The sequence below is a fragment of the Hymenobacter bucti genome (assembly GCF_042681145.1).
In the GTDB taxonomy this organism is placed as follows: Bacteria; Bacteroidota; Bacteroidia; order Cytophagales; family Hymenobacteraceae; genus Hymenobacter; species Hymenobacter bucti.
On sequence record NZ_JBHUFD010000001.1, the window covers coordinates 366,488 to 392,466 of the forward strand.

A 25,979-nucleotide genomic window follows, 5' to 3' on the forward strand; every position below is an offset into this window, starting at 1 on the left:
GCCGTTGACCACTCTCTTCTCCTCCCTGCGGCCGCTGCTTTGTGCGGCCGTACTAGCCGCACCGCTGCTGGCGGTAGGCCAGGCCAAACCAACCACCAAAGCCATCAGCCCCGACTTGTTCGGCATCTTCTTCGAGGACATCAACTACGCTGCCGATGGCGGGCTGTACGGCGAGCTGGTGCAAAACCGTTCCTTCGAGTACACGCCCAGCGACCACGGCGGCTGGCACCCACTCACGAGCTGGGACTATCTGCACGAGGGCTACGCCATGGGCCGCGTATCGGTAGAAAGCGCCGCCCCGCTGCACGCCAACAACCCGCACTATGTGCAGCTGCGCGTCGAAAACCCCTTGCAAAAAGGCCTAGGTCTGAAAAATGCGGGCTTCGACGGCATTGCGTTGAAAGCAGGCGAGAATTACGATTTCTCGGTGTGGGCGCGGGTGAAGTCAGGCACGGCCATGCCGCTGCTGGTGCAGCTGCGCGATAAGAAAGACAAGGTATTGGCCGAAACCACCCTATCGGCCCAGGCCGCCGGCTGGCAGCAGTATCGCGCCACTTTCGCGCTCACGGCCGCCGACCCCGAGGCCAGCCTGGTGGTGCTGGCTACCGGTAAAGGTGTGGTGGACCTGGACATGATTTCGCTGTTTCCGCAGAAGACCTTTCATAATCGCCCCAACGGCCTGCGCGCCGACCTAGCCCAGGTTATCGGCGACCTCCAGCCCAAGTTTGTGCGCTTTCCGGGCGGCTGCCTGGCCCACGGCGACGGCCTCGACAACCTCTATGACTGGAAAAAAACGGTGGGCCCGGTGGAGCAGCGCGTGGCCCAGCGCAACATCTGGAACTACCACCAAACGGCCGGTCTAGGGTACTTCGAGTACTTCCAGTTTTGCGAAGACATTGGGGCTAAGCCGCTGCCCGTAGTAGCCGCTGGCGTGAGCTGCCAAAACTCGGGCGGCACCTGGAAGATTGGCGGCACCGGCCAGCAGTGCGTGCCGCTGGCCGACATGGCCGCCTACACCCAAGACGTGGTTGACCTGGTGGAATATGCCAACGGCCCCGCCACCTCTACTTGGGGTGCCAAGCGGGCCGCGGCGGGCCATCCCGCGCCCTTCAACCTGGAGTACATCGGCATCGGCAACGAAGATAAAATCACGCCGGAGTTTGAGGAGCGGTTCAAGATAATTTACGCGGCCGTGCGAGCCAAGTACCCTAAGGTCAAGGTAATCGGCACGGTGGGGCCGTCGCCCAAGGGTGAGGACTACGACAAGGGCTGGGCTATCGCTAGCCAGCTTAACGTGCCGCTCGTGGACGAGCACTACTACGAGAAGCCCAAGTGGTTTTTGACCAATAACCGGCGCTACGACACCTACGACCGCACCAAGCCCAAGGTGTACCTAGGCGAGTACGCCTCGTGGGGCAATACCCTGTTCAACGCCATCGCAGAAGCCGCCTATATGACCTCCCTGGAGCGCAACGGCGACGTGGTGCAGCTGGCCAGCTACGCGCCGCTGCTGGCCAAGGAAGGCCACACGCAGTGGAACCCTGACCTCATCTACTTCACCAACAGCACGGTAGTGCCCACCGTGAATTACTACGTGCAGCAGCTTTTCGGCCAAAACCAGGGCACCGACTACGTATCCGGCGTGGTGACGCCGCCCTCCGGCGCCATAGCCGACACCACCGTAGCCGCCTCCTGCGTGCGCGACGCTAAAACTGGCGATGTTATCCTGAAGCTGGTAAACGCCAGCGCCACCGCCCAGCCGTTCCAGGTCGATTTAGCGGGCTTCAAGGGCCTGAATAGGACGGCCACCCGCACCACTTTTATGGGCGACAAAGACGCAAAAAACACCTTCGCCAGTCCCCGCACGGTAATGCCGCAAGTTACTGCTTATAAAGCGACTAGGCAGTTTGCTTATACCGCGCAGCCGTATTCGCTGACGGTGATTCGGCTGCGCGGTAAGCGCTGAGCCTGAACGCTCTTAACTCTCCAATCTCCACAATTTCTCCCCACTCATGCCCACCTTTTCTTTTCGCCGGCTCACGCTGGCAGCGCTCGGCTTGGCCGCGCCGCTGGCCGCCGCCCAAGCCCAAACCGTGCAGCTTACCGTGCAGCCCGGCGACTCCAAACTCATTGTCAGCAAGCACATTCAAGGGCAGTTTGCCGAGCACCTGGGGCGCTGCATCTACGGTGGCTTTTGGGTCGAGCCCGGCCTGAACGTGCCCAAGCAAGGCCGCATCCGGATGGACATTGTGGACGCGCTCAAGAAGATTCACGTGCCTAACCTGCGCTGGCCCGGTGGCTGCTTTGCCGATACCTACCACTGGCACGATGGGGTAGGGCCCGCCGCCCAGCGCCCCAAGATGCTGAATCTGTGGTGGGGTAATACTCTGGAAGACAATAGCTTCGGTACCCACGAGTTTCTGGAGCTGTGCGGCCTGCTGGGCACCGAGCCCTACCTGGCCGCCAACGTGGGCAGCGGCACCGTGCAGGAAATGAGCAACTGGATGGAGTACCTGAACTCGGACGAGGACACGCCCATGGTGCAGGAGCGCAAGAAAAACGGCCACGCCGAGCCCTACAAGGTAGCGTGGTGGGGCATCGGCAACGAGAGCTGGGGTTGCGGCGGCAACATGACGGCCGACTACTACACCAGCGTGTACAAGCGCTACGCCACCTTCGCCCATGACTACCCCGGCACCCGGCTCAAGCGCATCGTGAGCGGCGCCAACGGCGACGACGCCAACTGGACCGAAACGTGCATGAAAAACATCCCCCTCAACCAGATGTGGGGTCTCACCCTGCACCAGTACACGCTGCCCACCGGCAGCTGGACCGGCAGCAAGGGCAAAGCCACCGGCTTTGGCGAGCAGGAGTACTTCAACACCATGCGCAACGGCCTGAAAATGGACGCGATAGTGACCAAGCACGCCGCCATTATGGACAAGTACGACAAGGATAAAAAGGTGGCGCTGCTCGTGGATGAGTGGGGCATCTGGACCGACGTGGAGCCTGGCACTAATCCCGGCTTTTTGTACCAGCAAAACACGCTGCGCGACGCGCTGCTGGCCGGCACCACCCTCAATATCTTCAACAACCACTGCGACCGCGTGAAGGGCGCCAACCTCGCCCAGGCCATTAACGTGCTGCAAGCTTTGGTGCTGACTGATAAGGAGAAGATGCTGCTCACGCCCACCTACCACGTGTTTGACCTCTACCAAGTGCACCAGGACGCGCAGTACCTGCCTATGCAATTTCAGAGCCCCGACTACACCCTAGGCGGCGAGAAAATCCCGGCCCTCAACGCCTCGGCCTCAAAAGACAAGAACGGCGCGGTGCACATTTCGCTGGTCAACCTCGACCCCAAAAACGCCCTGACTCTCGAAACCGCCCTGCCCGGCGTGAGCTTCAAAACCGTGACCGGCCGCATCCTGACCTCGGCCAGCGTGAGCGACTACAACACCTTCGACAAGCCCAACAACCTCAAGCTGGCCGCCTTCACCGGCGCCAAGAAGAAGGGCGACAAGCTGGCTATAACGCTGCCGCCCAAGTCGGTAGTGGTAGTGGAGCTAAAGTAGATAAGTGCCTAACAAAGTATTGCATAGTAAGCGCGACAAAGAGTATGGCCCCGCATTTCTCTGAAAATACCCCCGTCCTTGCGGCCTAGCCGGAAGTAGTATTGCCCTCGACTTGGTAGGCTCGGTTAGCGGAATTGTCACGCTACCCATTTTGTCTTTTCCCGCCCCCCTTATGCCCAATTTCCGTTTGCCGCTCGCGGCGCTGCTGCTGGCTAGCGGCGTGGCCGCCGCCCAGGCCCCTGACCCCGCCGAGTGGCAAAACCCCCAGCTGGTGCAACAGGGCCAGGAGGCGCCTCGTGCCAGCTTCCAGCTCTACGAGCAGCCGGCCGACGTGGCCGCCGACGACTACGCCCGCTCGCCCTGGTACCAGAGCCTGAACGGCACCTGGAAATTTAACTACGTGGCCCGGCCCGCCGACCGGCCGCTGGACTTCTTCCAGCCCAGCTTCAACGATGCTAGCTGGAAGCCCATCACCGTGCCCGGCAACTGGGAAATCCAGGGTTTTGGGATTCCGATTTACACTAACATTACCTACCCGTTTCCGCGCAACCAGCCGTTTATCGACCCTAGCAACAACCCGGTGGGCACCTATCGGCGCAGCTTCACGGTGCCGGCCGGCTGGGCGGGGCGCGAGGTGCTGCTGCACTTTGGCGCCATCTCGGGCTGCGCGTTTGTGTATGTAAATGGGCAGCGCGTGGGCATCAGCAAGGCCGCCAAGTCGCCGGCTGAATTTGACATCACCAAATTCCTCAAGCCCGGCGACAACCAGCTGGCCGTGCAGGTACTGCGCTGGCACGATGGCTCGTACCTCGAAGACCAGGACTTCTGGCGCCTCTCGGGCCTCGACCGCGACGTGTTCCTCACGGCGCTCCCTAGGCACACGATTTGGGATTTCTTCGCCCACGCCGACCTCGACCCGAGCTACAAGAACGGCCAGTTTAGCACCGAAGTAACGGTGCGCAGCTTTGGCAGCGCGCCCGCCGCCCGCCTCACGGCCGAGGTCGTGGACCCCAGCGGCAAGGTGGTGCTGCGCCAGCAGCAGGCCGTGGCCGCGCCCACCGCCGCCGCTACCCAGGAGGTGAAGCTGAGCGGCAGCATCAAAGGCGTGCGTCCCTGGAGCGCTGAAATACCGACCCTCTACCAACTGCGCCTGACCCTAGCCGACGCCCAGGGCAAAGTGCTGGCCGTGACCGGCACCAAAATCGGTTTCCGCAAGGTCGAAATCAAAAACGCTCAGCTCATGGTGAATGGCGTGCCCGTGGAAGTGCACGGCGTGAACCGCCACGAGTTGGAGCCTACCACCGGCCGCGTAGTTACGGAGGCCGGCATGCGCCGCGACCTGGAGCTGATGAAGCAGCACAACATCAACGCCATCCGCAGCTGCCACTACCCCGACGATGAGCGCTGGCTGCGCCTGTGCGACGAGCTGGGCTTTTACCTCGTGGACGAGGCCAACATCGAAACCCACGGCTACGGCGCCGAGCTGCAGGGCACGTTCGACAAAACCAAGCACCCCGCCTACCTGCCCGAGTGGAAGGCCGCCCACCGCGACCGCATCAACCGGCTGGTCGAGCGCGACAAAAACCACGCCTCGGTCATCATCTGGAGCCTGGGCAACGAGTGCGGCAACGGGCCAGTGTTCCACGAGGCGTACACCTGGCTCAAGCAGCGCGACCCCAGCCGCCCCATCTCCTTCGAGCAGGCCGGCGAGGACGTCGATACCGACATCGTGGCGCCCATGTACCCCGGCATGGGGTCGATGAAAAAATACGCCGAAGCCACCGACAAAACCCGGCCCTACATCATGTGCGAGTACTCGCACGCCATGGGCAACAGCAGCGGCAACTTTCAGGAGTACTGGGACTTGATACGCACCCACCCGCACATGCAGGGCGGTTTTATCTGGGATTGGGTTGACCAGGGACTGGCTACCCGCACGCCCGACGGGCGGCCGTTTTTCGCCTACGGCGGCGACCTAGGCGGCTACCATATGCAGAACGACGAGAACTTCTGCGCCAACGGCCTCGTGGCCGCCGACCGCACCCCGCACCCCGGCCTGCTCGAAGTCAAGAAAGTGTACCAGGATATCCGCTTCAGCGCCGCCCAGCCCGCCAGCGGGCGCGTGACGGTCATCAACTGGTTTTCCTTCAAAAACCTTGACCAATACGCCTTCCGCTGGGAGCTGCTGCGCAACGGTGCAGTGGCCAAAACCGGCTCCTTCGCGGTGGGTAAGCTCGGTCCGCGCCAGCAAAAGGAGTTCAAGATGGCCCTGCCCGCCCTGAAGCAAGAGGCCGGCGCCGAGTATGTGCTCAACGTCTTCGCCGTCACCAAAGCCGCCGCGCCGCTCGTGCCGGCCGGCCACGAAGTAGCCCGCGAGCAGTTCGTGCTCACGCCCGCCCCAGCCTATTTCGCGGCCGCGCCAGCCCCGGCCGGTACGCTGGAAATCAAGCGCGATGGCGACCGGCTGACCTGGACCGCCGGCGAAGTGCGCGGCGAGTTCAACACCAAGCAGGGCCGCCTGACGAGCTACCGCCGCGGCGAGCAGCGCATGCTGGGCTCGTTTCCCGAGCCGTATTTCTGGCGCGCACCTACTGATAATGACTTTGGCAATAACATGCCCCAAAGCCTCGGCGTGTGGCGCGGCGCCCACGCCAACCGCCCGGTGCAGCGCGTGACGGTGGGCGAGCAGTCGGTCGCCGGCCTGCTCCTCACCGTGGAGTACCAATTGGCCGACCTAGGTGTGCCCTACACCGTGGCCTACCTGGTGCAGCCCGATGGCGCCGTGCGCGTCACGGCCAGCATCGATTTGAAAGACAAAACCCTGCCCGAAATGCCGCGCTTCGGCATGCGCCTGGAGGTGCCCCGCAGCTTCGACCAACTGCGCTACTACGGCCGCGGCCCTTGGGAAAACTACGCCGACCGCAACTCGGCTGCCCTGCTCGGCACCTACCAAGACTCGGTGCGGCGCAGCTTCCCCGGTACCTACATCCGGCCGCAGGAGTACGGCTACCACACCGACGTGCGCTGGCTCACCCTCACCGATGCCGCCGGCCAAGGCCTGCGCGTGGAGGGTGCCGGCCAGCCCCTCTGCTTCAGCGCGCTGCCCTTCCGCTCCGAAGACCTAGACCCCGGCCTTAGCAAAAAGCAGCAGCACCCCACCGACCTCAAGGCCCACGGTCAAACCTGGCTGCACCTCGACCTGGCCCAGCGCGGCGTGGGCGGCGACAACAGCTGGGGCGCTCTGCCCCACGACCAGTACCGCCTGCTGGCCAAGCAGTATAGCTACAGCTACACCCTGCGCCTGGTGGGCGGCGAGAAGCCGCAGCCCTAGGTAGCTATTGAGCGATTAAAAAACGTTTGTTATTGCGAGCGTAGCGAAGCAATCACACTAGAACGAGCCGCTTAGGTGCGATTGCTTCGCTACGCTCGCAAGGACAAACTTCTCACAACAGTGATTTTATGCCCGCTCGCCAGATTATTCCTCTGATGCTACTCGCCGCCGGCTGCCTCGCGGGGCACCTAGGTTGGGCGCAGCAGGCAGCCATTGCGCCCCTGCCTCCGGCAACCCCAGTAGTAGCTCCGCCTAGGGTAGATATAGGAGCCGAACTGCCACCGAAGCAGTCGGCTGCCCCGGCGCCCACGGCCACCACACCGCAGCAAAGTCGGCCCACTATTCCGGAGCCGGTGTGCATTATAAATGGGCGCTACCTCACCAGCACGAGCGCGCTAAGCGCCATAAACCCGCAGCAAATAGATAAGATTGAAATTTATAAATCAGGCAGTGGCCCAGTGCAATGGCGCAGCCTGACTGCGCCCGGTATTATCAGCATTACGCTGAAAACCAATCCTAAAACAAAACTGAAAGCGAGGTCATTGGCGGCCATCAAACGCGGGCTGGGGCTGCACGGCCCGGTCGGGTTTGAGTTTAATGGCGCTCCTATTCAAGATGAGTCGTTGCGAATACTCACCGACGCGATTGCGGGCTTTGACATAACCCAGGCTACGCCGGGCACCGCAGCTACGACCGTCGTAAATATTCGCTCGGTGCCCTACAAACCTAAAGTACACCCACCCGGCACCACTATGATTCGCGGCCTGGCGACCCAATAATTCACAATCTTGTAATGTTTCTAACTCGCTTTTTGCGGCTGTTGCTGCTCGCTCTACTCACGACCGCCCTAGGCGCCCGCGCCCAAACGCCCGTGGGCCTAGGCTGGGCCAAAAACAACGTGAACGGCGCGATTTTCCGCAAGAATTCGGTCGTGAGCCAGGGCCAAAACCAGTACGTGGCCTACTACGACTCCCTAGGCTACGTGACGCTGGGTAAGCGCCGCCTGCCCGCCGGGCCGTGGCAGGTGCAGCGCACCAAGTACCAGGGCAATGTGAAGGACGCGCACAACGTCATCAGTCTCATGGCAGATGGCGCGGGCTACCTGCACCTGTCTTTCGACCACCACAACAACCCCCTGCACTACTGCCGCAGCACGGCGCCCGGCTCGCTGACAATGAGCGAGCTGCAACCCATGACCGGCGACCGCGAGCAGAAAGTGAGCTACCCCGAGTTTTACCGCTACCCCTCGGGCGACCTGCTCTTCATGTACCGCGACGGCGGCTCGGGCAACGGTAACCTCGTGCTGAACCGCTACGCGGTGAAAACGCAGAAATGGACGCGCCTGCACGACGTGCTCATCGACGGCGAGGGCCAGCGCAATGCCTACTGGCAGGCCTGTATCGACCCTATGGGCACCATTCACGTGTCGTGGGTGTGGCGCGAAAGCCCCAACGTGGCCTCCAACCACGACATGGCCTACGCCCGTTCGCTCGACGGCGGCCAGACCTGGCAGAAGAGCACTGGCGAAACGTATAAGCTGCCCATCACGGCGGGCACGGCCGAGTACGCCGCCCGCATTCCGCAAAACAGCGAGCTGATAAACCAAACCACCATCACGACCGATGCGGCGGGCGCGCCCTACATCGCCAGCTACTGGCGGCCGGCGGGCACGCAGGTGCCGCAGTATCAGCTTATTTACTTGAAAGATAAACAGTGGCGCACCACCCAAATCAGCCAGCGCACCACGCCCTTTAGCCTGAGCGGCGTGGGCACCAAGCGCATCCCGATTTCGCGGCCGCAACTGCTGGCTTCCACCCAGAAAGGCCGCACGGCCGCCTACCTGCTCTTCCGCGATGCCGAGCGCCAGGACCGCGCTTCGGTGCTGCAATGCGCCGACCTAGGGACGAATACCTGGACCGCCGCTGACCTCACCACTGCCAGCGTCGGCAACTGGGAGCCCAGCTACGACACCGAGCGCTGGAAAAAAGAGCAGGTGCTGAGCCTCTTCGTGCAGCGCACCGGCCAGGGCGATGGCGAAACCCTCGAAAACCTGCCCGCCCAACCCGTCTACGTGCTGGACTGGCAGCCCGGCCAGCCCGTGCGGCCGGCTACCCTAGGTGCCGTAGCGGTGCCCGCCGGGGCGCCAAGCCCGGCGGCAGTAAAGTAGCGTAACTTGGTTTACCCGCCGCGGCCGTGCGGCGGGAATTACGCTTTCCTGCCCATGCCCACCCGTCGTTCTTTTCTCACTGGTTCCCTCACCGGGCTTGCCCTACTTGCTATGCGTCAGCCCCTTGCCGCGGCGGCGGCCCGCACCTATACCAACCCCGTGCTGGCCGGCAATTTCCCGGACCCCTTCGTCTTAAAACACGAAAAGCACTACTACGCCTTCGGCACCACCGGGCGCGGGCGCACCGCCGATGGCCGCATTTTTACGCTCTTGCAATCGGAGAATCTGGTTGACTGGCGGCCCTTGGGTGGGGCGCTCACGCCCCCGGCTGGTAGTGAGGAATTTGACTTCTGGGCGCCGGAGGTGGTGGAGCACAAGGGCACGTTTTACATGTACTACTCGCGGGGCGGCGGGGCCATCGGGGCCACCGTGGGGCACCAACTGCACGTGGCCACCAGCCCCCGGCCCGAGGGGCCGTACACCGAAGTAGCCGCCCTGCCGGTGCCCGATAGCCAGTTTACCATCGACGCCCACGCCTTTCAGGACACCGATGGGCAGTGGTACCTGTTCTACGCCCGCGACTTTACCGACACCGCCGACGGCTACTACCCCGGCACCGGCCTGGTGGTCGACCGCCTCACCAGCATGACCCAGCTCGCCAACGCGCCCCGCACCGTGCTGCGCGCCCGCCACCGCTGGACGCTCTTCGAGGCTAACCGCCTGATGCCGCTCTACGGCAACCGCACCTTTGCGCAGTGGCACACCCTGGAAGGTCCGTTCGTGCGCCGCCACGCCGGCAAGTACTACTGCTTTTTCAGCGGCGCCAACTTCCTCACCGACCGCTACGGCGTCGATTACTGCGTGGCCGAGCACGTGCTGGGTCCCTACCTCGACTCGGGCTCCGATGCCGGGGCGCGGGTGCTGCACTCGGTGCCCGGCCACGTGCGCGGCCCCGGCCACCACTGCCACACCATGAGTCCCGACGGCCGCACCGAGTACCTGGTGTACCACGCCTGGAACGCCGCCATGACCGCCCGCGAGCTCTGCATCGACCCCCTGGCCTGGACCCCGGCCGGCCCTAGGTGCCTCGGGCCCACTTACACCCCGCAGCCCCGGCCTAGGTAGGCGAAGGCTGCGCCGCCCGGCCCGGATTAATGAACCAGCTAGTTTACGGTGAGCTTTGCCCGCTGCTGGCCGCACTGCACGATATAAAGCCCTGGGGTTAAAGTGGTTAAGCACAGGCTAGCCTGGCCGCTGGCGGCTACTACCGCGCTCGCTACCAACTGCCCGCGCACAGTTAACACGTGCACGCGGGTGCCGGCCGGGCCTTCCACCACGACTAGCTCCTGGGGTTGGGCGGGGTTAGGATATAGCTGCAGGACTGGCCCGGCGGCCCCGGCCCTGGTGCCAAGGGCAACGACCGGCGTGAGCACGCGCGTGGGTGAGTAGGTCACGCGGCCGTTCGTGTCCACTTGCTGCAGGCGGTAGTACACTGCGCCGGTGGCCGCGCGCACCAGGGCCGTGTCGCGGTACTGGTAGGGGTGGGCCAGTGTGCTGGTGCCGTGCCCCGCCACGAGGCCCAGACGCTTAAAAACTATCCCATCGGGGCTGCCCTCAACGGCGAAGTATGCGTTGTTCTGCTCGGAGGCTGTGCGCCAGCTCAGTAGAGCGGCGGTGCCGGCTTGCACGGCTGTAAACTCGGTGAGGACCACCGGCAGCGGCGCCGCCAGCGTTTCAATCGCGCCGATGTTGCTGGGGGAAGTTTTGGTGGGCGTGGGATTGCCCACAAAATCCTGCGGACCGGGGCTGACGTTGAATTCGGCCCGTAGGTTGAGGCCCGCGCCCTGGATGGGCGAGCCGGGGGTGGGGGCCAGGGTAGGGTCGGCGCTGGCGAGCTTGGGGTCGGCGCTCACGCCGGTGGCCCGGCCATCGGCCAGCTGCTCCTGGCCCGTAGCGGCGCGCCAACTGCCTAGGTCGGCATACGTGGTGCCCGCCCAGTCGAGGCGCAGCTGGGTGGCGTTCCAGTAGCAGTTGGCTTCCAGGCGCAGGCTGGTCGTGCTGGCGGTGCTCAGCACCGGCAGCCCCCCGGCGGTAACCAGCACGTTGTTGCGAAGCAGCAAATCGCTAAACGCGTCGCTCATAATGAGCAGTGCTTTGGGCTGCGAGCCATCGGCTGGGGGAGTCACGACAACGGTGTTATTGTGAATGAGCGCGCGCTGAATACCCCCGCTCGCCCCCGACGACCATACCTGGATGGCGCCCTGGCTGTACTGGCGGGCATCGTCCTCGCTCACGTTGTAGCGTACCGTCAGGTCGTGCATGGGCGGGGCGCCGTAGTACTGCGCCAGCAGGTAGCCCGGGCCCCCGTTGTGGTGCGAGTAGTTGTACTGGAGTATCGAATTGGTGCAGCCCCCATCCAAATCAAAGCCCCCGCCATCGTGGCGCGTGCCCGAGCTATTGTGGTGCGACTCGCAGTGCTGAATCACCAGGTTGTTGCAGCAGTAGCCCCAAATGCCCACCGGGCCCCCGCTCTGGTTGGCATTGAGCCAGCCGTTGTGGTAGGCTTCGCACTTCTCCACCAGCACGCCATCGATGCCCGACATGACGATGCCACTGCCCGTATTGGTATACGTGACATCGGGCAGGCCCGCATTATCAAACGCCTGGCAGTTGCCCACGTACCAGTTGTGGTGCGCCGCCAGGGCCTCCGCGTAGGAAACTATCCCGCCCTCGCCGTTGGCGTGCGCCTGGCAGTTGGTGATGTGCACATCGGCGTAGCCACTGGTACCGCTCCAGCTGCCGACGATGATGCCGTTGTAGTGGTAGCCGCTCACCTCGAGGCTGTCGAGGCGCAGGTACTGAAGGTGCGTATCGGGCGTGTCGATGTAAAAATTTACGCCCTGTTCCGTATTGACGCTCCGGCCATCGCCCCGAAAAACCAAGTGGCGGACCTCAACGCCCGCGCTATTGTAGGCATATAGCCCAAAGGAGGTGCCACTGGCAATAACGGCCGCCTGCCGGCCATACGAGCCCACCACTAGGGGGCGGTCGGGCGTGCCAGCGTTGCGGCCCAGGTCGATGCTGCCCGCAAAGGTCTGCCCGCCCTCAAACAGCACCCGGTCGCCGGGCAGCAGGGTCGCCGCATTTACCCGCCCGATGGTGCGCCAAGCCGTGCTCACCGTGGTGCCGGCCTGCGCATCATCGCCCAGCGGACTCACGTAGTAAGTAAAGGCCGCCGCAGGCAGGCTGTAGCCCAAGATGATAAAACGGAAAAGTATAATTATATAACGCATAGCAAATCACTAATAATAACGAGATGCAAAGTTAAGAATAACCCAATCTATAAAAATAGTACCATAATTGATAATAATTTATAATTATTATAGAAAGTAGCTTTTGTGCTAGTACCGCATTACCTTTTGCTGTGATAATGTATAATTATTCCTTATTCCTGATAAATGCAATTTCGGCACCAGTTGCGCAGCGGCTGAAATAGCCGTTGAGTTCTGCCCGCCCGCCGCCCGCCTACTGTCCGCCGCCGGTACTTGCGCCGACGCACCTAGGCTGCTTTGCGCGCCGGGCAAGGCAGCTGGTTGTTCAGCGACCTTGCTAGTAGCTGGCCAGCAAAAAAGCTTAACACAGCAATTTGCAGTTTAAACAGGGATAAGTCGTACTATTGCACTTTAATTGAGCAGTCCTATCTGGAATGCTCTAACAAGTTTATACAGAATAGTTTGCTTAGCAGAAATACCGGGCCTAACCGCTCGGTAGCAGCCTCTTTTCATTCTCATTCCCACCTACCTATGAGTAAAGCTAAAAAAGCCTTGGCCAGCCACCTGACCACGGCAGTGACCCCCCACCTGGGGGCAGAGGCGAGCGGCAGCGAGCCCTCCAAGGCCGTGACCAAAACCCTGAATAAGCTGGCCAAGCAGCTGCTGAAGAAAAAGAAAGCCAAGCCCGAAAAGAAGCCGGCTCCTGCCGCTGCACCCAGCGCCAAGCGCGTGCGCCAGGCCCTGGCCGGCGAGCTCACCGGCGCCTTGCAGCCCTACCTGAGCCCGGAGGGCAAAGAGGGTGAAGCGCCTTCCAAAGCCATCAGCAAGCTCATTCAGCGCCTCTCTCAGAAGCTGGTGAAGCAGCGCGGCAAGCAAGCCAAGCAGGCGGCCAAAGCCAAGAAAACGGCCACCAAAGCCACTACTGCCAAGGCCTCTACTGCGAAAGCTGCCGCCAAAAGCGCCCCCGCAGCCTCGGCCCCCCGGGCCGCCCGCCCGCAGCCCGCCCGCCCCGCCGCCGTGGTGGCCCCGCGCCGCGCCGCCGCGCCCAAGCGCCGTCCCACCGACGCCAAGCCCACGCCCGACGCCGCCACTTCGGTAGCCGCTACGCAGGAATAAGCGCCTCCGCCCCTTGCGCCCCGCCCGGCACCTAGGGCGCCGCCTTGTCTGAAAACCGACAAGGCGGCGCCCTAGGTGCCGGGCGGGGTGTTTTTTGCTGATTGCCGGGCGGCGATGGGGCCCTGCGCGGTGAGACGGGGCGGCGGCCTGGCGGAAATAGGCTGATGCCCCGAATTTATTTCATAATACCTTCCTCACACTGTCGAAATAGTCGGCCGGTAGCTTTGGCGTTTTAACCAAGCCGCCGCGTCTATGCACCTGAACTTCTCCGCATTTCTTCCCGCTACCCTCTTGCTAGGCCTGGCGGCCGGAGCTGCCCGCGCCCAAACCACGCCCACCATTGCCCGGCCCAGCGCCACGCTCACGGTGGCCGAAGGGGCGGGCACGGTCAGCATCCCGCTTAGTATCACCAACCCCGGCGCGGCGGCTAGCACGGTGCAAGTGACGGTGCAGCCGTTTGGTACGGCCACGGCCGGGCAGGATTATACCTACGCCACGACCCAGACCCTGACCTTCCCGGCCGGTGCCACGGGGGCCCAGACGCTCACCATTCCTATCTTGGACGACGCCACGGCCGAGGAAACCGAGTACTTTGTGGTGCGATTAGTCAGCCCGACCAACGCCACGGTGTCGGCCACGGCCAACGACATTTTAGTCTACATCCGCGACAACGACACGCCCGTGCCGGTACGGGCCAATAATCTGGCCCTGAGCCTAGTGCAGAGCTACCAAACGGCCACACCCTTCAGCGGTACCAACCAGATTAACTCGGCCGAGATTTCGGCCTATGACGCTACTACCAAGCGCCTGTACGTGGCCAACTCGATAGGCGGCAAGCTCGATATTCTGAATTTGGCTAATCCGGCCGCTATCGCGGCGGTGGCCTCAGTCCCTATCGGCACTTACGGCGGCCTCAACTCAGTGGCCGTGCGCAACGGGGTGGTGGCCTGCGCCATCGAAAACAGCAGCCCGCAGCAAAACGGCAGCGTGGTATTTTTTGACCAGAACGGCGTGTTTCTCAAGCAGGTGACCGTGGGTGCCCTGCCCGACATGATTACCTTCTCGCCCGATGGCCGCTACGTGCTCACGGCCAACGAGGGCGAGCCCAACGCCGCCTACACCACCGACCCCGAGGGTAGTGTGTCGGTCATCGACGTGTCGGGCGGCATCGCCAGCCTCGCGCAAACCAACGTGACGACGGCCACCTTCACGGCCTATAACACCCAGGCCGCCGCGCTGCGGGCCCAGGGTATCCGCATCTACGGCGGCTTGGCGGCCTCGCCCAGCACGGTGGCCCAGGACCTGGAGCCCGAGTATATTGCAGTGAGCGCCAACTCGCAAACGGCCTACATCACCTTGCAGGAAAACAACGCCATCGCGGTGCTCGACCTGGCTACCAAGCAGATAACCGGCCTGCGCCCGGTGGGCTACAGCGACCACACCCAGCCTGGCCGCAGCCTCGACGCCTCCGACCAGACCACCGATATTTTGATGGCTAACTGGCCCCTCAAGGGCATGCGCCAGCCCGATGCCATTGCCAGCTTTGAGATGGGCGGTGTTTCCTACCTACTCACGGCTAATGAGGGCGACGCCCGCGAGTACGGCACCTCGGCCAATCCCGGACTCATTGAAGCCGTGCGCCTTGGCAATGCGGCCTATCCGCTCGACGCCACGGCTTTTCCCTACGCCAACCTACTGAAAAACAACAACGTGCTGGGTCGTCTCAACGTGACCAACAAGCTGGGCGACACCGACGGCGACGGTGACTTCGACGAAATTTACGTCTTCGGCGGCCGCTCGTTCAGCATCTACAACGCCGCCACCGGCGCCGAGGTCCACGACAGCGGCAACCTGCTCGAGCGCGTGACGGCCGCCGACCCTACCTACGGCGCCCTCTTCAACGCCAGCAACGCCTTTGAAGCGCCCACCCGCAAAAACCGCTCGGACGACAAGGGCCCCGAGCCCGAGGGCGTGACCACCGGCCGCATCGGCGCCAACCTCTACGCCTTTGTGTCGCTGGAGCGAGTGGGCGGCGTGATGGTGTTCAACATCAATAACCCGGCCGCCCCGGTGCTCGAAACCTACGCCAACAACCGTAGCCTCACGGCCAGTACTGGTGACCTAGGGCCCGAGGGCATCGTCTTCATTCCGGCCGCCGACAGCCCCACCGGGCAGCCGCTACTGCTGCTGGCCAACGAGGTGAGCAGCACCATTGCCGTGTACAGCATCCAGGTCAGCACGCCCACCGCCGCCCGCCCGGGTCAGGGTACCGAGCCGCTGGCCGCCTACCCCAACCCCAGCCAGGGCGCGCCCGTGCGCCTGAGCCGGGCCGTGTCGGGCACCCTGCACGACCTGGCCGGCCGCCCCGTGCGACAGTTGCGCGCCACCGACCGCCTCGATACCAACGGCCTAGCGGCTGGCCTGTACCTGTTGCGCGCCGACGATGGCGCCGCCACCAAGCTGGTGGTAAACTAAGCGCAATTTTTCAACTCCATAAATAAAATTAAAAATTCAAGATAATAAATTAAAAATTAGGCAAGCTATTGAGCTGCAAATTTTTAATTTATTTATCTTGAATTTTTAATTCAACAAGAAACTGTCCGCCAGTCCGGCAATTGCTCTAGGTGCCGGGGTGTAACTGCTATCGGTTCGCGCCCCGATTTTTTTTCTCATGTTCTCTTCCTACTTCCTCGCCGCCGGCCTGCTCCTAGGTAGCTCGGCGGTTGCCCAAATTCGCCCCACGCCTAAGCTGCTGGTCGGCATCATGGTCGACCAAATGCGGCCCGATTACCTCACCCGTTTCAGCCCCGAGTTTGGGCCCGATGGCTTCAACCGGCTGTTGCGCGAGGGCTTCCAGTGCCGCAACACGCACTACAATTACATCCCCACGGTGACCGGGCCGGGCCACTCCAGCGTGTACACCGGCACCACGCCGCGCTACCACGGCATCGTGGGCAACTCGTGGTATGACCGCCGCCTGCGCCACGACGTGTATTGTACCGACGACACCACCGTGCAGCTCGTGGGCACCACCAGCAAAGGCCTGGGCGTGTCGGCCCGTAACCAGCTCAGTACCACCCTCGGCGACGAGCTTAAGATGACCTATGGCGGCCGCAGCAAGGTGCTGGCGCTGTCCTTGAAGGACCGTGCCTCGGCCCTGCCCGCCGGCCACATGGCCGACGGCGCCTACTGGTTCGATACCAACACCGGCGACTTCATTTCGAGCACTTACTACGTGCCCAAGCTGCCGGCCTGGGTCAATGAGTTCAACGCCCAGAAAAAAGCCGACGCCTACCGCCAGCAAACCTGGGCGCCACTGAAGCCCGCCTCGGCCTACCTCAACAGCGTGGCCGACTCGAACCGCTACGAGCGCATTTTTAAGGGCAAAACGGCCGCCACCTTCCCCTACGACTTCGCCAAGCTGGCCCCGCTCAACGCGCCGCCCGCCTACGAGAGCCTGTACACCTCGCCCTTCGGCGACAACCTGCTGACCGACCTGGCCCTGGCCGCGCTCAAAAACACCGACCTAGGGCGCGACGACGTGCCCGATTTGCTGGCCATCAGCTACTCGAGCCCCGACGCGGTGGGCCACACCTTCGGGCCGCTTTCCAAGGAAGAAAACGACCTCTACCTGCGCCTCGACCTCGAAATAGCGCGCCTGCTAAAAGCCCTCGACCAAACCGTGGGCAAGGGCAACTACACCATCTTCCTGACCGCCGACCACGGCGCCAGCGAGGTGACCCGCTATCTCGCCGACCACCAATTGCCCGTGGGCACCTTCGACCGCAAGGGTACCTACCAAGCGGCGGGTGCCTACCTGGTGGCGCAGTTTGGCCCCGGCCAGTGGCTTGAAAAAGAGATTAATAACTCGTATCACCTCAACCGCCCGCTGCTGGCCCAGCGCAAAATTGAGCTGCCCCACGCCCAGCAGGTACTGGCCGAGTTTCTGCGCGACCAGCCCGGCATCACGCAGGTGAGCACTACCACGCAGCTGCTCAACGGCGGCTACACCACCGGCCCCGAGGCCCGGCTGGTGGCCGGCCTCTACTACCCGCGCTTCGGCGACGTGCGCTACGAGCTGCTGCCCGGCTGGACCGGCGACATTGGCGTGGGCGCCAGCCACGGCACCGGCTACGCCTACGATACCCACGTGCCGCTGCTGTGGTGGGGCATGGGCATCCCGGCCGGTGTCAGCTACGCGCCCCACACCATCACTGACATTGCGCCCACCGCCGCCATGCTAGTAAACAGCAAGCTGCCCAGCGCCTGCACCGGCCAGCCCATCGTGGAGGTACTGGGCGCCCCCGCGCCCAGCGCCAAAGCTCGCCGCAAGTAGAGGAGGCCCGCAGCCGCGGTACCAGCGCCAAGCCCCCGCACAGCCCCAACTTTCACCCGAAGGTCGGGGCTGTGTTGGTAAATAAAGCACTGCCTTGAGGTGGGGTGCGGGGCTTACTTAAAAGTAAATAGCTTATTTACCAGTCCGATAGCTGTTCATAATAAAAATAGATTGTGCACAACTGAACATTACGCAATCAATCGCGTTTATTGCCCAACTACTGGGCTGTTGCCTTCCGCTGCAATTGTTATTTCTGGCTTTCGCAAGGGGGGTAGGAAGTCTAAAACCAGCTCTTTACTCCGGCAGCTCCCCCGCCGCCAACCCAAGCTTGCTTTTTATTTCTTAATTTTTTCAGACAACCTCATGAAAATCAACAAGGTGTTTACCGCCCAGGCTAAGGCCATTGGTGGCCGCGACGGCCACGTGACTTCCGACAACAAGGTGCTCGACCTTACCCTGAGCACGCCCAAAGAAATGGGCGGCCCCGGCAAAGCCGGCGCCACCAACCCCGAGCAGCTTTTTGCCGCCGGCTACGCAGCCTGCTTTGAGGGCGCCCTCGGCGTGGCCGCTCGCCAGGCCAAGGTGAAGCTTGAAAACGTATCGGTAGAAGCCCTCATCGGCTTTGGCCAAGCCGAAGACGGCGGCTACGGCATCTCGGCCGACCTGCACGTGAACCTGCCCGGCATGGAGCAAGCCCAGGCCGAAGCCCTGGTGGAAGCCGCCCACGGCATCTGCCCCTACTCGCGCGCCACGAAAGGCAACATCGAGGTAAACCTCACCACGACCACCAACGCCTAGGTAGCGCCGCGGCTCGTAAGCCATTGATAAAGAAGGGTCAGGCCGCACGGCTTGACCCTTCTTTTTTGTTACTTAATCTAGCGTTTTAACTTGTTTGGGTATTGAAGCGAAATGGGCTGGCCTGCAACCAATGGGCGCGCGGGTGGCTCATTTACTCGCTTCTCTACCTTACTTCTATGCAGCGATTCCTGTTCCTACTGGGCGGCGGCCTCTTACTCAGCCCGCTGGCCCACGCCCAATTTGGCCTGCGGGTGGGCGGCACCCTCACGCACCTCACGGCTAAAGACCCCGACCCCTCTGTCAGCCAGACGGGGGCTACCACCGCTAGCAAGCTGGGTTACCAGGCTGGGGCATATTACCAGGTCAAGCTGGGTAAGCGTTTTTCCGTGGTGCCGGAAATCCAGTTCAGCCGCGAGATGGCCGATTTGCATGCCTTCCGCTCCGATGCCGCCGATGGCGGCTACCGCGGCGACTACCGGCTGCGCTTGGCTTACGTTAACCTGCCCCTGCTCGCGCGGGTAAAATTTGGCCCGGCCTACCTCGAAGTCGGCCCGCAAGTGAGCCTGCTAGTTGGGGGTAGCGAAAGGGGGACCGATGAGTTCAGCGGTTGGAGCGGTTTGACCTACCAGAACGTTGACCGGAACATCGCGAGCCGGTACCGGCGCTTCGATATTGGGCCGTGCGTAGGGGTCGGCGTGGACCTGCCCGCGGGTTTTGGCGTGAGTGTGCGGGGTTTTCAAGGGCTGGTTTCCAGCGCCCGCAGTCCTACTATCGACCTGCTCACCTTTTACTACGACTATCAGGGCCGGGTTTTTTGCCAGACGCTGCAAGCATCGCTCACCTACCAGCTGGCCGCTCGCTAGGCGCATGGAGCGGGCCGCTCGCCCGACCTAGGGCGCTTGACTATCGGCAGTGAGCTACCGGGCCTTGAACTGCTGAATGGCCTGCCGGGTAAACGCCGATAGCACCAGCCGCCCGCTGATGGCGGCGCGCTCGGCCAGCAACGCGTCCCAATCGTCGGTGCCCGCCCAGATTACGCGCTTCAGCTCGGTTAGCGCTTCGGGGTTGTAGGCGGCGAGCTTGGCGGCAAAGGCCTGCACGGCGGCATCCAGGGCCTCGATGGTTTCCAGCACGTCGGCATAGAGGCCGCGCGCCTGCGCCCAGGTGGCAGAGCGAAACTCGGCCGCATCCAGCGCCAGCTGCGCATAGGCCGCCGTGCCGATTTTGCGCTCCACTATCGGCCCCACCACAAACGGCCCGATGCCCACGACTAGCTCGCTGAGTTTCACGGACGCTTGCGCGGTGGCTAAGCAATAATCGGTGGCCGCCGCCACGCCCACGCCGCCGCCGATGGCCTTGCCCTGCACCCGGCCAATAATGACTTTTGGGCAGGTACGGCAGGCGTTTATCACCTGCGCGAAGCCCGAGAAAAATTGCTGGCCCTGGGCTTCATCCTCAATGGCGATTAGTTCGTCGAAGCTCGCGCCGGCGCAAAACGTGCGCTCGCCTTCGCTGCGCAGAATGATAACTTTCGTAGTATCGGCCTGACCCACGGCCGTGATGGTAGCGGCTAGCTGGCGTAGCAACTGGCCGGGCAGCGAGTTGTGCGCCGGGTGAAAAAACGAGATGGTAGCAATGCCTAGGGCATCGGTGATGGCGGCCACGTGGCCAGCGGTGAGGGAGTCGTTCATACGGGTTTCGCGCAGTGTTTCGGGGTGTTAAAGCGCAGGGTTTCGGGGTGTTTGCTCGGCACTGCGAAACACTGCGCTTCAACACCGCGAAACACTGCGCGAAAAAATTATTCCTGATTTTTCTTCTTCACCATCGTCAGAATCGTGGCCACGGCCACTGTGTCGCCGGTTTGGTCGGTTACGGTCACGAGCCAGCGCACGATGCCCTTGGCTACGTCGTCGGCGTCGCGTTTTTCCTGGCCAATTTTCTCCTTCACCGTTAGCGTCACGCCGATGGTGGTGCCGGGGTACACGGGCTTGGTGAAGCGGCATTCATCGAGGCCGTAATTCAGCAAAACCGGCCCCTTGCGCGGGTCCACGAACATGCCGGCCGCCTTGCTCAGAATGTAATACCCGTGGGCCACGCGGCCCGTGAACAGCGTGCCCTCCAGCGAGGTAGCATCGACGTGGGCGTAAAAATTATCACCCGACACCTGCGCGAAGTTCGTGATGTCGGCATCCGTCACCGTGTGTTTGTGGGTGGTGTAGGTCTGGCCGATTTCCAGCTCCTCGAAGTAGTGCTGAAATGGGTGCTTGTCCTTCTCAATTTGCTTCGCGCCAGGCTGATACACCTCCGTAATGGCCGCAATCATGCTCGGCGAGCCCTGCAACGCCACCCGCTGCATAAAGTGCTCGACGCCGCGGATGCCGCCCATTTCCTGGCCGCCCCCGGCGCGGCCGGGGCCCCCGTGCACCAGCTGCGGCAGCGGCGAGCCGTGGCCGGTACTTTCCTTGGCCATGTCGTTGTTAATGACCAGAATGCGGCCGTGGTGCGTAGCCGCGCCCAGCACGAAATCCTGCGCCGTGCGCGGGTCGTTGGTGGCCAGCGAGCAGACCAGCGAGCCTTTGCCGAGGTTGGCCAGCGCCACGGCCTCGCCGAGGTCGTGGTAAGGCATCAGCGTCACCACCGGGCCAAATGCTTCCAGCTCGTGCGACTCCAGGTGCTTGAAAGGCTGGTCGTTGCGCAGCACGATGGGCGAAATAAAGGCGCCCTTGGCCGCGTCGGCGCCGCGCTCCTTACCCAGGATTTCCACGTGGTCGAGGTCGCCGTAGACGATGGGCGTGGTCTTGGCGAGCTGGCGCACTTGCTCGCGCAGGCGCTCGGCCTGCTCGCGGCCGGCGAGCGCGCCCATGCGCACGCCCTCGGCCTGCGGGTGGCCGATGGTTGTTTGGGCCAGCGCCTTACCTAGGGCAATCTGCACGTCTTCGAGCAGGCGGTCGGGCACGATGGCGCGGCGGATGGCGGTGCACTTCTGCCCGCACTTGGCCGTCATTTCTTTGCGCACTTCCTTGATAAACAGGTCAAACTCCGGCGTGCCGGGCACGGCATCGGGCCCCAGCACGGCGGCGTTGAGCGAGTCGGCTTCCAGCGTAAACGGCACCGCCTCGCTGATGATGCGCGGGTGCGCCCGCAGCCGGGCGCCGGTGGCGGCTGAGCCCGTGAAGGTCACCACATCCTGGTACGTGACGTGGTCCAGAATGCCCTGGCCCGAGCCCACCACCAGCTGCAACGCGCCCGCGGGCAGGATGCCGCTGGCGATAATTTCGCGCACCACGGCCTCGGTGAGGTAAGCGGCGGGTACGGCGGGCTTCACCACGGCGGGCATGCCGGCCAGCAGGTTCACCGCGATTTTCTCCAGCATGCCCCAAATGGGGAAGTTGTAGGCGTTGATGTGCACCGCCACGCCTTCCCTAGGTACCAGCAGGTGTTGCGCCATGAAGGTGCCGCCCTTGCTCAGGCCCACCGGCTCGCCCTCCACGTAAAACGGCTTGTCGGGAAACTTGCGCCGCAGCGAGGCATTGGCGAATAAATTGCCGATACCACCCTCAATATCAATCCAGGAGTCGGCCCGCGTGGCGCCCGAGCGGTAGCTCAGCTCGTAGAAAATCTCTTTCTTTTCCTGCAAGTGAAAGGCCAGCGCCTTTAGCATCCGCCCGCGCTCGTGGAAGGTCATGCGGCGCAGGGCCGGGTTGCCCACGCGACGGCCGTAGGCCAGGATTTCGGCAAAGTCGAAGCCTTCGGTATTGGCCAGCGCGATAACCTCGCCGGTGCTGGCGTCGAGCAGCTCGTGGGGGTCGGCGGCGCCGGCGGCCCAGCGGCCTAGGATGTAGTTTTCGAGGGTGGGAATCATGGATGGGTTTTCTCGCAGAGGTCCGCAGAGGATTTTCGCAGAGGTTGGCAGAGGCTTGGCGTTTGTTCTCTGCCAACCTCTGCGAGAAACTTTACTGATGAGTAGTATTCAAAAATTGCTGATTACCAGCCGCCAGCCGCCGCAGCAGTGGGCTGGCGCGGTAGCGGTCGTCGTGGTATTCGGCGTAGAGGCCGTCGAGGGTGGCCAGTACTTGCAGCGGACCTAGCTCGTCGGCCCAGGCCAGCAGGCCTTTGGGGTAATTGACGCCGGTGGTCATGGCCAGTTCTAGGTCTGGGGCCGAGGCTACGCGCAGATACAGCGCCTCGGCGGCCTCGTTGATGAGCATGGCCAGCACCCGATTTAAAATAGTGTAGCCCAGGGCTTCGTCTTTGGTGGGCGTGGGCTGACTGGCGCCCGGCGCGTAGTCGTAGAAGCCGCGGCCGGTTTTGCGCCCCAGGTAGCCGGCCTCAAAGAGCCGCTTCTGGGTAAAGGACGGCCGGTAGCGCGGGTCGTAGAAAAAGGCCGTGAAGACCGATTCCGTGACGCGAAAATTGACGTCGTGGCCGATAAAATCCATCAGCGCAAACGGCCCCATGCGGAAGCCCCCTAGGTCGGTCAGCGCCCAGTCGATGGTGGCGATGTCGGCAATGCCTTCTTCCAGGATGCGAATGGCCTCGCCGTAGAACGGCCGCGCCACGCGGTTGACGATGAAGCCGGGCGTATCCTGGGCCAGCACCGGGCGCTTGCCCCAACTGGCTACCAGCGCTTTCACCTCCTCGGCCAGCCCGGCGCGGGTTTGCACCGCGGGTATTACCTCCACCAGCTGCATGAGCGGCGCCGGGTTGAAAAAATGAATGCCCACGAACCGCTCGGGCCGCTGGCAAGCCGCCGCAATGGCCGTGATGGACAGCGACGAGGTATTGCTCGCCAGCCAGCAATCAGCCGACACGATGGCCTCTACCCCCCTGAAAAGCTGCTGCTTTACCCCTAGGTCTTCCACAATGGCCTCGATAACCAGGCCGCAATCGGCGAAGTCGGCCATCGTTTCGGTGGGGAGCAGGCGGGCCACGGCCGCGTCGGCGGCCTCGGTGGTCAGCTTGCCTTTTTCGGCCAGCCGGCGCAGGCTGGTGGCAATGCCGGCGGTGGCTTTTTCGAGGGCCGCCGCGTTTTGGTCAAGCAGGCGCACGGGGTGGCCGGCCGTGGCGACCACCTGCGCAATGCCCGCGCCCATTGCCCCGCTGCCGATGATGCCGATGGTCATGTATTGCATAGTTGAAAAGTGTAGCTTGGACTCTGCGAGTCCGAGCGCGAGCGCAGCTCGCATCTTGCGCCGACGAGCGTTCCCATACGTTTATGCGAGCTGCGCTCGCACTCGGACTCGCAGAGTCCAAGCTACATTATTACTGCCCCGTAAAGGTGGGCTGGCGCTTTTCCATAAAGGCGGCCACGCCCTCGCGATAGTCGGCGGTGTGGCCGGCGCGCAGCTGGTAATCGCCCTCGGCGCGCAGCTGCTGGGCCACGTCGTTGCCGAAGGTGCGGTTGAGCAGGTGCTTGGTGTAGGCCAAGCCTTTGGTGGGCAAGTTGGCGAGCTTGCGGGCCAGCGCGGCTACTTCCTGGTCGAAGGCTTCGTCGGCGAAAAATTTGTGAATCATGCCCATCTGCACGGCTTCGGCGGCGCTCACCTTATCGCCGAGCAGCATGAGGGCGCTGGCGCGCTGCAAGCCCACGAGGCGGGGTAGGAAATACGTGCCGCCGCTGTCGGGCACCAGACCTATCTTGCTGAATGCCTGAATAAACGAGGCCGATTCCTTGGCCACCACAATGTCGCAGGCCAGCGCCAGGTTGGCGCCCGCGCCGGCCGCCACGCCGTTCACGGCGGCCAGTACCGGCTTATCGAGCTCGCGGATGAGCAGCACAATCGGATTGTAGAGCTGCTCCACGATTTCGGCCACGTCGGGGGCATTCGGGCCGGTTATTTCGGCCAGGTCCTGGCCGGCACAAAAGGCGCGGCCGGTGCCCGTGAGCACCACGGCGCGCACGCTGGCGTCGGCCTGGCAGGCGCGCAGGTGCTGCTGGAGACCTAGGGCCACCTCGCGGTTGACGCTATTGAAAACGGCGGGCCGGTTGAAAGTCAGCGTGGCGACGCCGTCGGCGAGGGAGAAAAGCAGGGGCTGGGAATCAGGCATGGAAAGAATTGAGGTGGGTAGCTAGCTAGTGGCATTTGAAATAATCGAACGGCTCGTAGCAATCGTTGCACTGGTACGATGCCTTGCAGGCGGTAGACCCGAACTGACTGACTAGCCGCGTATTATCCGACTGGCACTGCGGACAGCGCACGGCCGTATCCTGCCCGAAAAGATTGAGCACGTGCCCCGTCGCCGTGCCATCGACGGGCGGCGCGATGCCGTAGGCTTGCAGCTTCTGGCGGCCAGCGGGCGTCATCCAATCAGTAGTCCAGGCGGGGCTGAGCTGGTTGTGAATCGTCACGTTGGCAATCCCTTCGGCCAGCAGCCGCAGGCGGATGTCGGTGGCGATGGTGTTCATGGCCGGGCAGCCCGAGTACGTGGGCGTGATGTCGACCGTCACCTGCCCATCCGCCACCCGCACGCCGCGCACGATGCCCAGGTCTAGAATGCTGAGCACCGGCACCTCGGGGTCGAGCACCTCGTCGAGCAGCTCCCAAACGCGGGCTTCGGTGAGGGCTGTGGCTACCATGTAAGGCCGGGGTAGGCGCGCTGTACGTACTGCAGCTCGGTGAGAATGTACCCTAGGTGCTCGCTGTGCCGCCCTTGCTTGCCACCCGCTAAGGCAAACGTGCTGGCTGGCGGGGTCGGCAGCGTGGCTTCTTCCAATACGTGGGCCAGGTGGGCGGCCATTGCGGGCTGCAAAGTGGCGTAGTCGGGAATGATACACGCGGCCTGCAACGCCTTTTCGGCGGTGGTGGGCGTGGTCAGCTCGGCAGCATAACGCCAGAGGCTGGCGATGGCTTTTTCCACGCGCTGCCGGCTTTCGGGCGTGCCGTCGCCGAGGCGAATTATCCACTCCGAGCTCCACTTGAGGTGGTAGGCGGCTTCCTTCACGGCTTTTTCGGCAATGCCCGCCAGGCGCTCGTCGGGGCTGCTTTTGAGTTGTTGCAGGAAGGGATAGTGGAAATTATCGAACAGAAACTGCCGCACGATAGTGTGCGCAAAGTCGCCGTTGGGCTGCTCCACTAGCAGCGGATTGCGATACTCCACGGCCGCGCGCAGGTAGGCCAGGTCGTCCTCAGTGCGGCCTAGGCCCTCCAGTTCGGCGGCGTACTGGTAGAGGCTGCGGGTTTCTCCCAGCAGGTCCAGCGCGATGTTGGCCATCGCCAAATCCTGCTCCAAGATGGGGCCGTGACCGCACCATTCGCTCAGGCGGTGGCCTAGGATGAGGCTGGTATCGGCCAGTTGCAGCACGTACTGAAACAGCTGCTGCCGCACCTCGGCGGGGTAGGTGGCCAGGGCGGCAGATTCGGAAGGGACGGCTTGCATAACGGGC

The 25,979-nt window shown here is 63.1% G+C and carries 18 protein-coding genes; 11 read left to right on the forward strand and 7 right to left on the reverse strand.

What is annotated here, in order from left to right:
• Nucleotides 1-4: 4 nt before the first annotated feature.
• The 6 genes from ACFSDX_RS01455 to ACFSDX_RS01480 all read left to right on the forward strand — a co-directional run bounded on the left by ACFSDX_RS01455 (nucleotide 5) and on the right by ACFSDX_RS01480 (nucleotide 10,198).
• Entirely contained in the window at nucleotides 5-1,966 is a 1,962-nt protein-coding gene (locus tag ACFSDX_RS01455; protein ID WP_382311399.1) for an alpha-L-arabinofuranosidase C-terminal domain-containing protein, read from the forward strand.
• Nucleotides 1,967-2,012: 46 nt separating this feature from the next.
• Complete coding sequence (locus ACFSDX_RS01460; RefSeq protein ID WP_382311401.1) at nucleotides 2,013-3,575, forward strand: alpha-N-arabinofuranosidase; 1,563 nt, start codon at nucleotides 2,013-2,015, stop codon at nucleotides 3,573-3,575.
• A 172-nt stretch (nucleotides 3,576-3,747) separates the two neighbouring features.
• Nucleotides 3,748-6,906 (forward strand): beta-galactosidase, LacZ type, encoded by a 3,159-nt coding sequence (gene lacZ / locus ACFSDX_RS01465; protein WP_382311403.1) that lies wholly within the window; start codon nucleotides 3,748-3,750, stop codon nucleotides 6,904-6,906.
• 128 nt (nucleotides 6,907-7,034) lie between these two features.
• Nucleotides 7,035-7,685: a hypothetical protein gene (locus tag ACFSDX_RS01470; RefSeq protein ID WP_382311405.1), complete on the forward strand. Its 651-nt coding sequence runs from the start codon at nucleotides 7,035-7,037 to the stop codon at nucleotides 7,683-7,685.
• A gap of 14 nt (nucleotides 7,686-7,699) precedes the next feature.
• Nucleotides 7,700-9,073 carry a BNR repeat-containing protein gene (locus tag ACFSDX_RS01475; protein ID WP_382311407.1) on the forward strand — a complete coding sequence of 458 codons (1,374 nt, stop codon included), beginning with the start codon at nucleotides 7,700-7,702 and terminating at the stop codon, nucleotides 9,071-9,073.
• Between the two features lie 111 nt (nucleotides 9,074-9,184).
• Nucleotides 9,185-10,198 (forward strand): glycoside hydrolase family 43 protein, encoded by a 1,014-nt coding sequence (locus ACFSDX_RS01480; RefSeq protein ID WP_382311409.1) that lies wholly within the window; start codon nucleotides 9,185-9,187, stop codon nucleotides 10,196-10,198.
• A 38-nt stretch (nucleotides 10,199-10,236) separates the two neighbouring features.
• Here ACFSDX_RS01480 and ACFSDX_RS01485 read toward each other — a convergent pair whose 3' ends face one another.
• Nucleotides 10,237-12,366: a right-handed parallel beta-helix repeat-containing protein gene (locus tag ACFSDX_RS01485; RefSeq protein WP_382311411.1), complete on the reverse strand. Its 2,130-nt coding sequence runs from the start codon at nucleotides 12,364-12,366 to the stop codon at nucleotides 10,237-10,239.
• Nucleotides 12,367-12,876: 510 nt separating this feature from the next.
• On the opposite strand from ACFSDX_RS01485, the gene ACFSDX_RS01490 reads away from it, so the two are divergent.
• The 5 genes from ACFSDX_RS01490 to ACFSDX_RS01510 all read left to right on the forward strand — a co-directional run bounded on the left by ACFSDX_RS01490 (nucleotide 12,877) and on the right by ACFSDX_RS01510 (nucleotide 19,458).
• Nucleotides 12,877-13,461: a hypothetical protein gene (locus tag ACFSDX_RS01490; RefSeq protein WP_382311413.1), complete on the forward strand. Its 585-nt coding sequence runs from the start codon at nucleotides 12,877-12,879 to the stop codon at nucleotides 13,459-13,461.
• 252 nt (nucleotides 13,462-13,713) lie between these two features.
• On the forward strand, nucleotides 13,714-15,936 hold the full coding sequence (locus ACFSDX_RS01495; protein ID WP_382311415.1) for a choice-of-anchor I family protein: 2,223 nt from the start codon (nucleotides 13,714-13,716) through the stop codon (nucleotides 15,934-15,936).
• Nucleotides 15,937-16,132: 196 nt separating this feature from the next.
• Nucleotides 16,133-17,797 (forward strand): alkaline phosphatase family protein, encoded by a 1,665-nt coding sequence (locus ACFSDX_RS01500; protein ID WP_382311416.1) that lies wholly within the window; start codon nucleotides 16,133-16,135, stop codon nucleotides 17,795-17,797.
• A gap of 363 nt (nucleotides 17,798-18,160) precedes the next feature.
• A complete protein-coding gene (locus ACFSDX_RS01505) occupies nucleotides 18,161-18,595 on the forward strand; it encodes an organic hydroperoxide resistance protein (protein WP_382311418.1) in 435 nt (144 codons plus the stop codon).
• Between the two features lie 176 nt (nucleotides 18,596-18,771).
• On the forward strand, nucleotides 18,772-19,458 hold the full coding sequence (locus ACFSDX_RS01510) for a porin family protein (protein WP_382311420.1): 687 nt from the start codon (nucleotides 18,772-18,774) through the stop codon (nucleotides 19,456-19,458).
• 54 nt (nucleotides 19,459-19,512) lie between these two features.
• Here ACFSDX_RS01510 and ACFSDX_RS01515 read toward each other — a convergent pair whose 3' ends face one another.
• The 6 genes from ACFSDX_RS01515 to paaC all read right to left on the reverse strand — a co-directional run bounded on the left by ACFSDX_RS01515 (nucleotide 19,513) and on the right by paaC (nucleotide 25,972).
• Complete coding sequence (locus tag ACFSDX_RS01515) at nucleotides 19,513-20,286, reverse strand: enoyl-CoA hydratase/isomerase family protein (RefSeq protein WP_382311421.1); 774 nt, start codon at nucleotides 20,284-20,286, stop codon at nucleotides 19,513-19,515.
• A 107-nt stretch (nucleotides 20,287-20,393) separates the two neighbouring features.
• A complete protein-coding gene (gene paaZ / locus ACFSDX_RS01520; RefSeq protein WP_382311423.1) occupies nucleotides 20,394-22,457 on the reverse strand; it encodes a phenylacetic acid degradation bifunctional protein PaaZ in 2,064 nt (687 codons plus the stop codon).
• Nucleotides 22,458-22,548: 91 nt separating this feature from the next.
• The gene (locus tag ACFSDX_RS01525) at nucleotides 22,549-23,727 is read right to left on the reverse strand and encodes a 3-hydroxyacyl-CoA dehydrogenase NAD-binding domain-containing protein (RefSeq protein ID WP_382311425.1); all 1,179 of its coding nucleotides are present in this window, start codon (nucleotides 23,725-23,727) and stop codon (nucleotides 22,549-22,551) included.
• Nucleotides 23,728-23,857: 130 nt separating this feature from the next.
• Nucleotides 23,858-24,643, reverse strand: a complete 786-nt coding sequence (locus tag ACFSDX_RS01530) for an enoyl-CoA hydratase-related protein (protein WP_382311427.1) — start codon at nucleotides 24,641-24,643, stop codon at nucleotides 23,858-23,860.
• Nucleotides 24,644-24,668: 25 nt separating this feature from the next.
• Entirely contained in the window at nucleotides 24,669-25,172 is a 504-nt protein-coding gene (gene paaD, locus ACFSDX_RS01535) for a 1,2-phenylacetyl-CoA epoxidase subunit PaaD (RefSeq protein ID WP_382311428.1), read from the reverse strand.
• Entirely contained in the window at nucleotides 25,166-25,972 is an 807-nt protein-coding gene (gene paaC, locus ACFSDX_RS01540) for a 1,2-phenylacetyl-CoA epoxidase subunit PaaC (protein ID WP_382311429.1), read from the reverse strand. Before paaC ends, paaD begins: the two co-directional genes overlap by 7 nt.
• Nucleotides 25,973-25,979: the final 7 nt, after the last annotated feature.

Coding starts and splice junctions, on each gene's coding strand:
- ACFSDX_RS01515 (WP_382311421.1), bottom strand. CDS start 20,286: ATGAACGACTCCCTCACCGCTGGCCACGTGGCCGCCATCACCGATGCC.
- ACFSDX_RS01525 (WP_382311425.1), bottom strand. CDS start 23,727: ATGCAATACATGACCATCGGCATCATCGGCAGCGGGGCAATGGGCGCG.
- paaC (WP_382311429.1), bottom strand. CDS start 25,972: ATGCAAGCCGTCCCTTCCGAATCTGCCGCCCTGGCCACCTACCCCGCC.
- ACFSDX_RS01495 (WP_382311415.1), top strand. CDS start 13,714: ATGCACCTGAACTTCTCCGCATTTCTTCCCGCTACCCTCTTGCTAGGC.
- lacZ (WP_382311403.1), top strand. CDS start 3,748: ATGCCCAATTTCCGTTTGCCGCTCGCGGCGCTGCTGCTGGCTAGCGGC.
- ACFSDX_RS01480 (WP_382311409.1), top strand. CDS start 9,185: ATGCGTCAGCCCCTTGCCGCGGCGGCGGCCCGCACCTATACCAACCCC.
- ACFSDX_RS01505 (WP_382311418.1), top strand. CDS start 18,161: ATGAAAATCAACAAGGTGTTTACCGCCCAGGCTAAGGCCATTGGTGGC.
- paaZ (WP_382311423.1), bottom strand. CDS start 22,457: ATGATTCCCACCCTCGAAAACTACATCCTAGGCCGCTGGGCCGCCGGC.
- ACFSDX_RS01530 (WP_382311427.1), bottom strand. CDS start 24,643: ATGCCTGATTCCCAGCCCCTGCTTTTCTCCCTCGCCGACGGCGTCGCC.
- ACFSDX_RS01500 (WP_382311416.1), top strand. CDS start 16,133: ATGTTCTCTTCCTACTTCCTCGCCGCCGGCCTGCTCCTAGGTAGCTCG.
- ACFSDX_RS01470 (WP_382311405.1), top strand. CDS start 7,035: ATGCCCGCTCGCCAGATTATTCCTCTGATGCTACTCGCCGCCGGCTGC.
- ACFSDX_RS01475 (WP_382311407.1), top strand. CDS start 7,700: ATGTTTCTAACTCGCTTTTTGCGGCTGTTGCTGCTCGCTCTACTCACG.
- ACFSDX_RS01490 (WP_382311413.1), top strand. CDS start 12,877: ATGAGTAAAGCTAAAAAAGCCTTGGCCAGCCACCTGACCACGGCAGTG.
- ACFSDX_RS01485 (WP_382311411.1), bottom strand. CDS start 12,366: ATGCGTTATATAATTATACTTTTCCGTTTTATCATCTTGGGCTACAGC.
- ACFSDX_RS01510 (WP_382311420.1), top strand. CDS start 18,772: ATGCAGCGATTCCTGTTCCTACTGGGCGGCGGCCTCTTACTCAGCCCG.
- paaD (WP_382311428.1), bottom strand. CDS start 25,172: ATGGTAGCCACAGCCCTCACCGAAGCCCGCGTTTGGGAGCTGCTCGAC.
- ACFSDX_RS01460 (WP_382311401.1), top strand. CDS start 2,013: ATGCCCACCTTTTCTTTTCGCCGGCTCACGCTGGCAGCGCTCGGCTTG.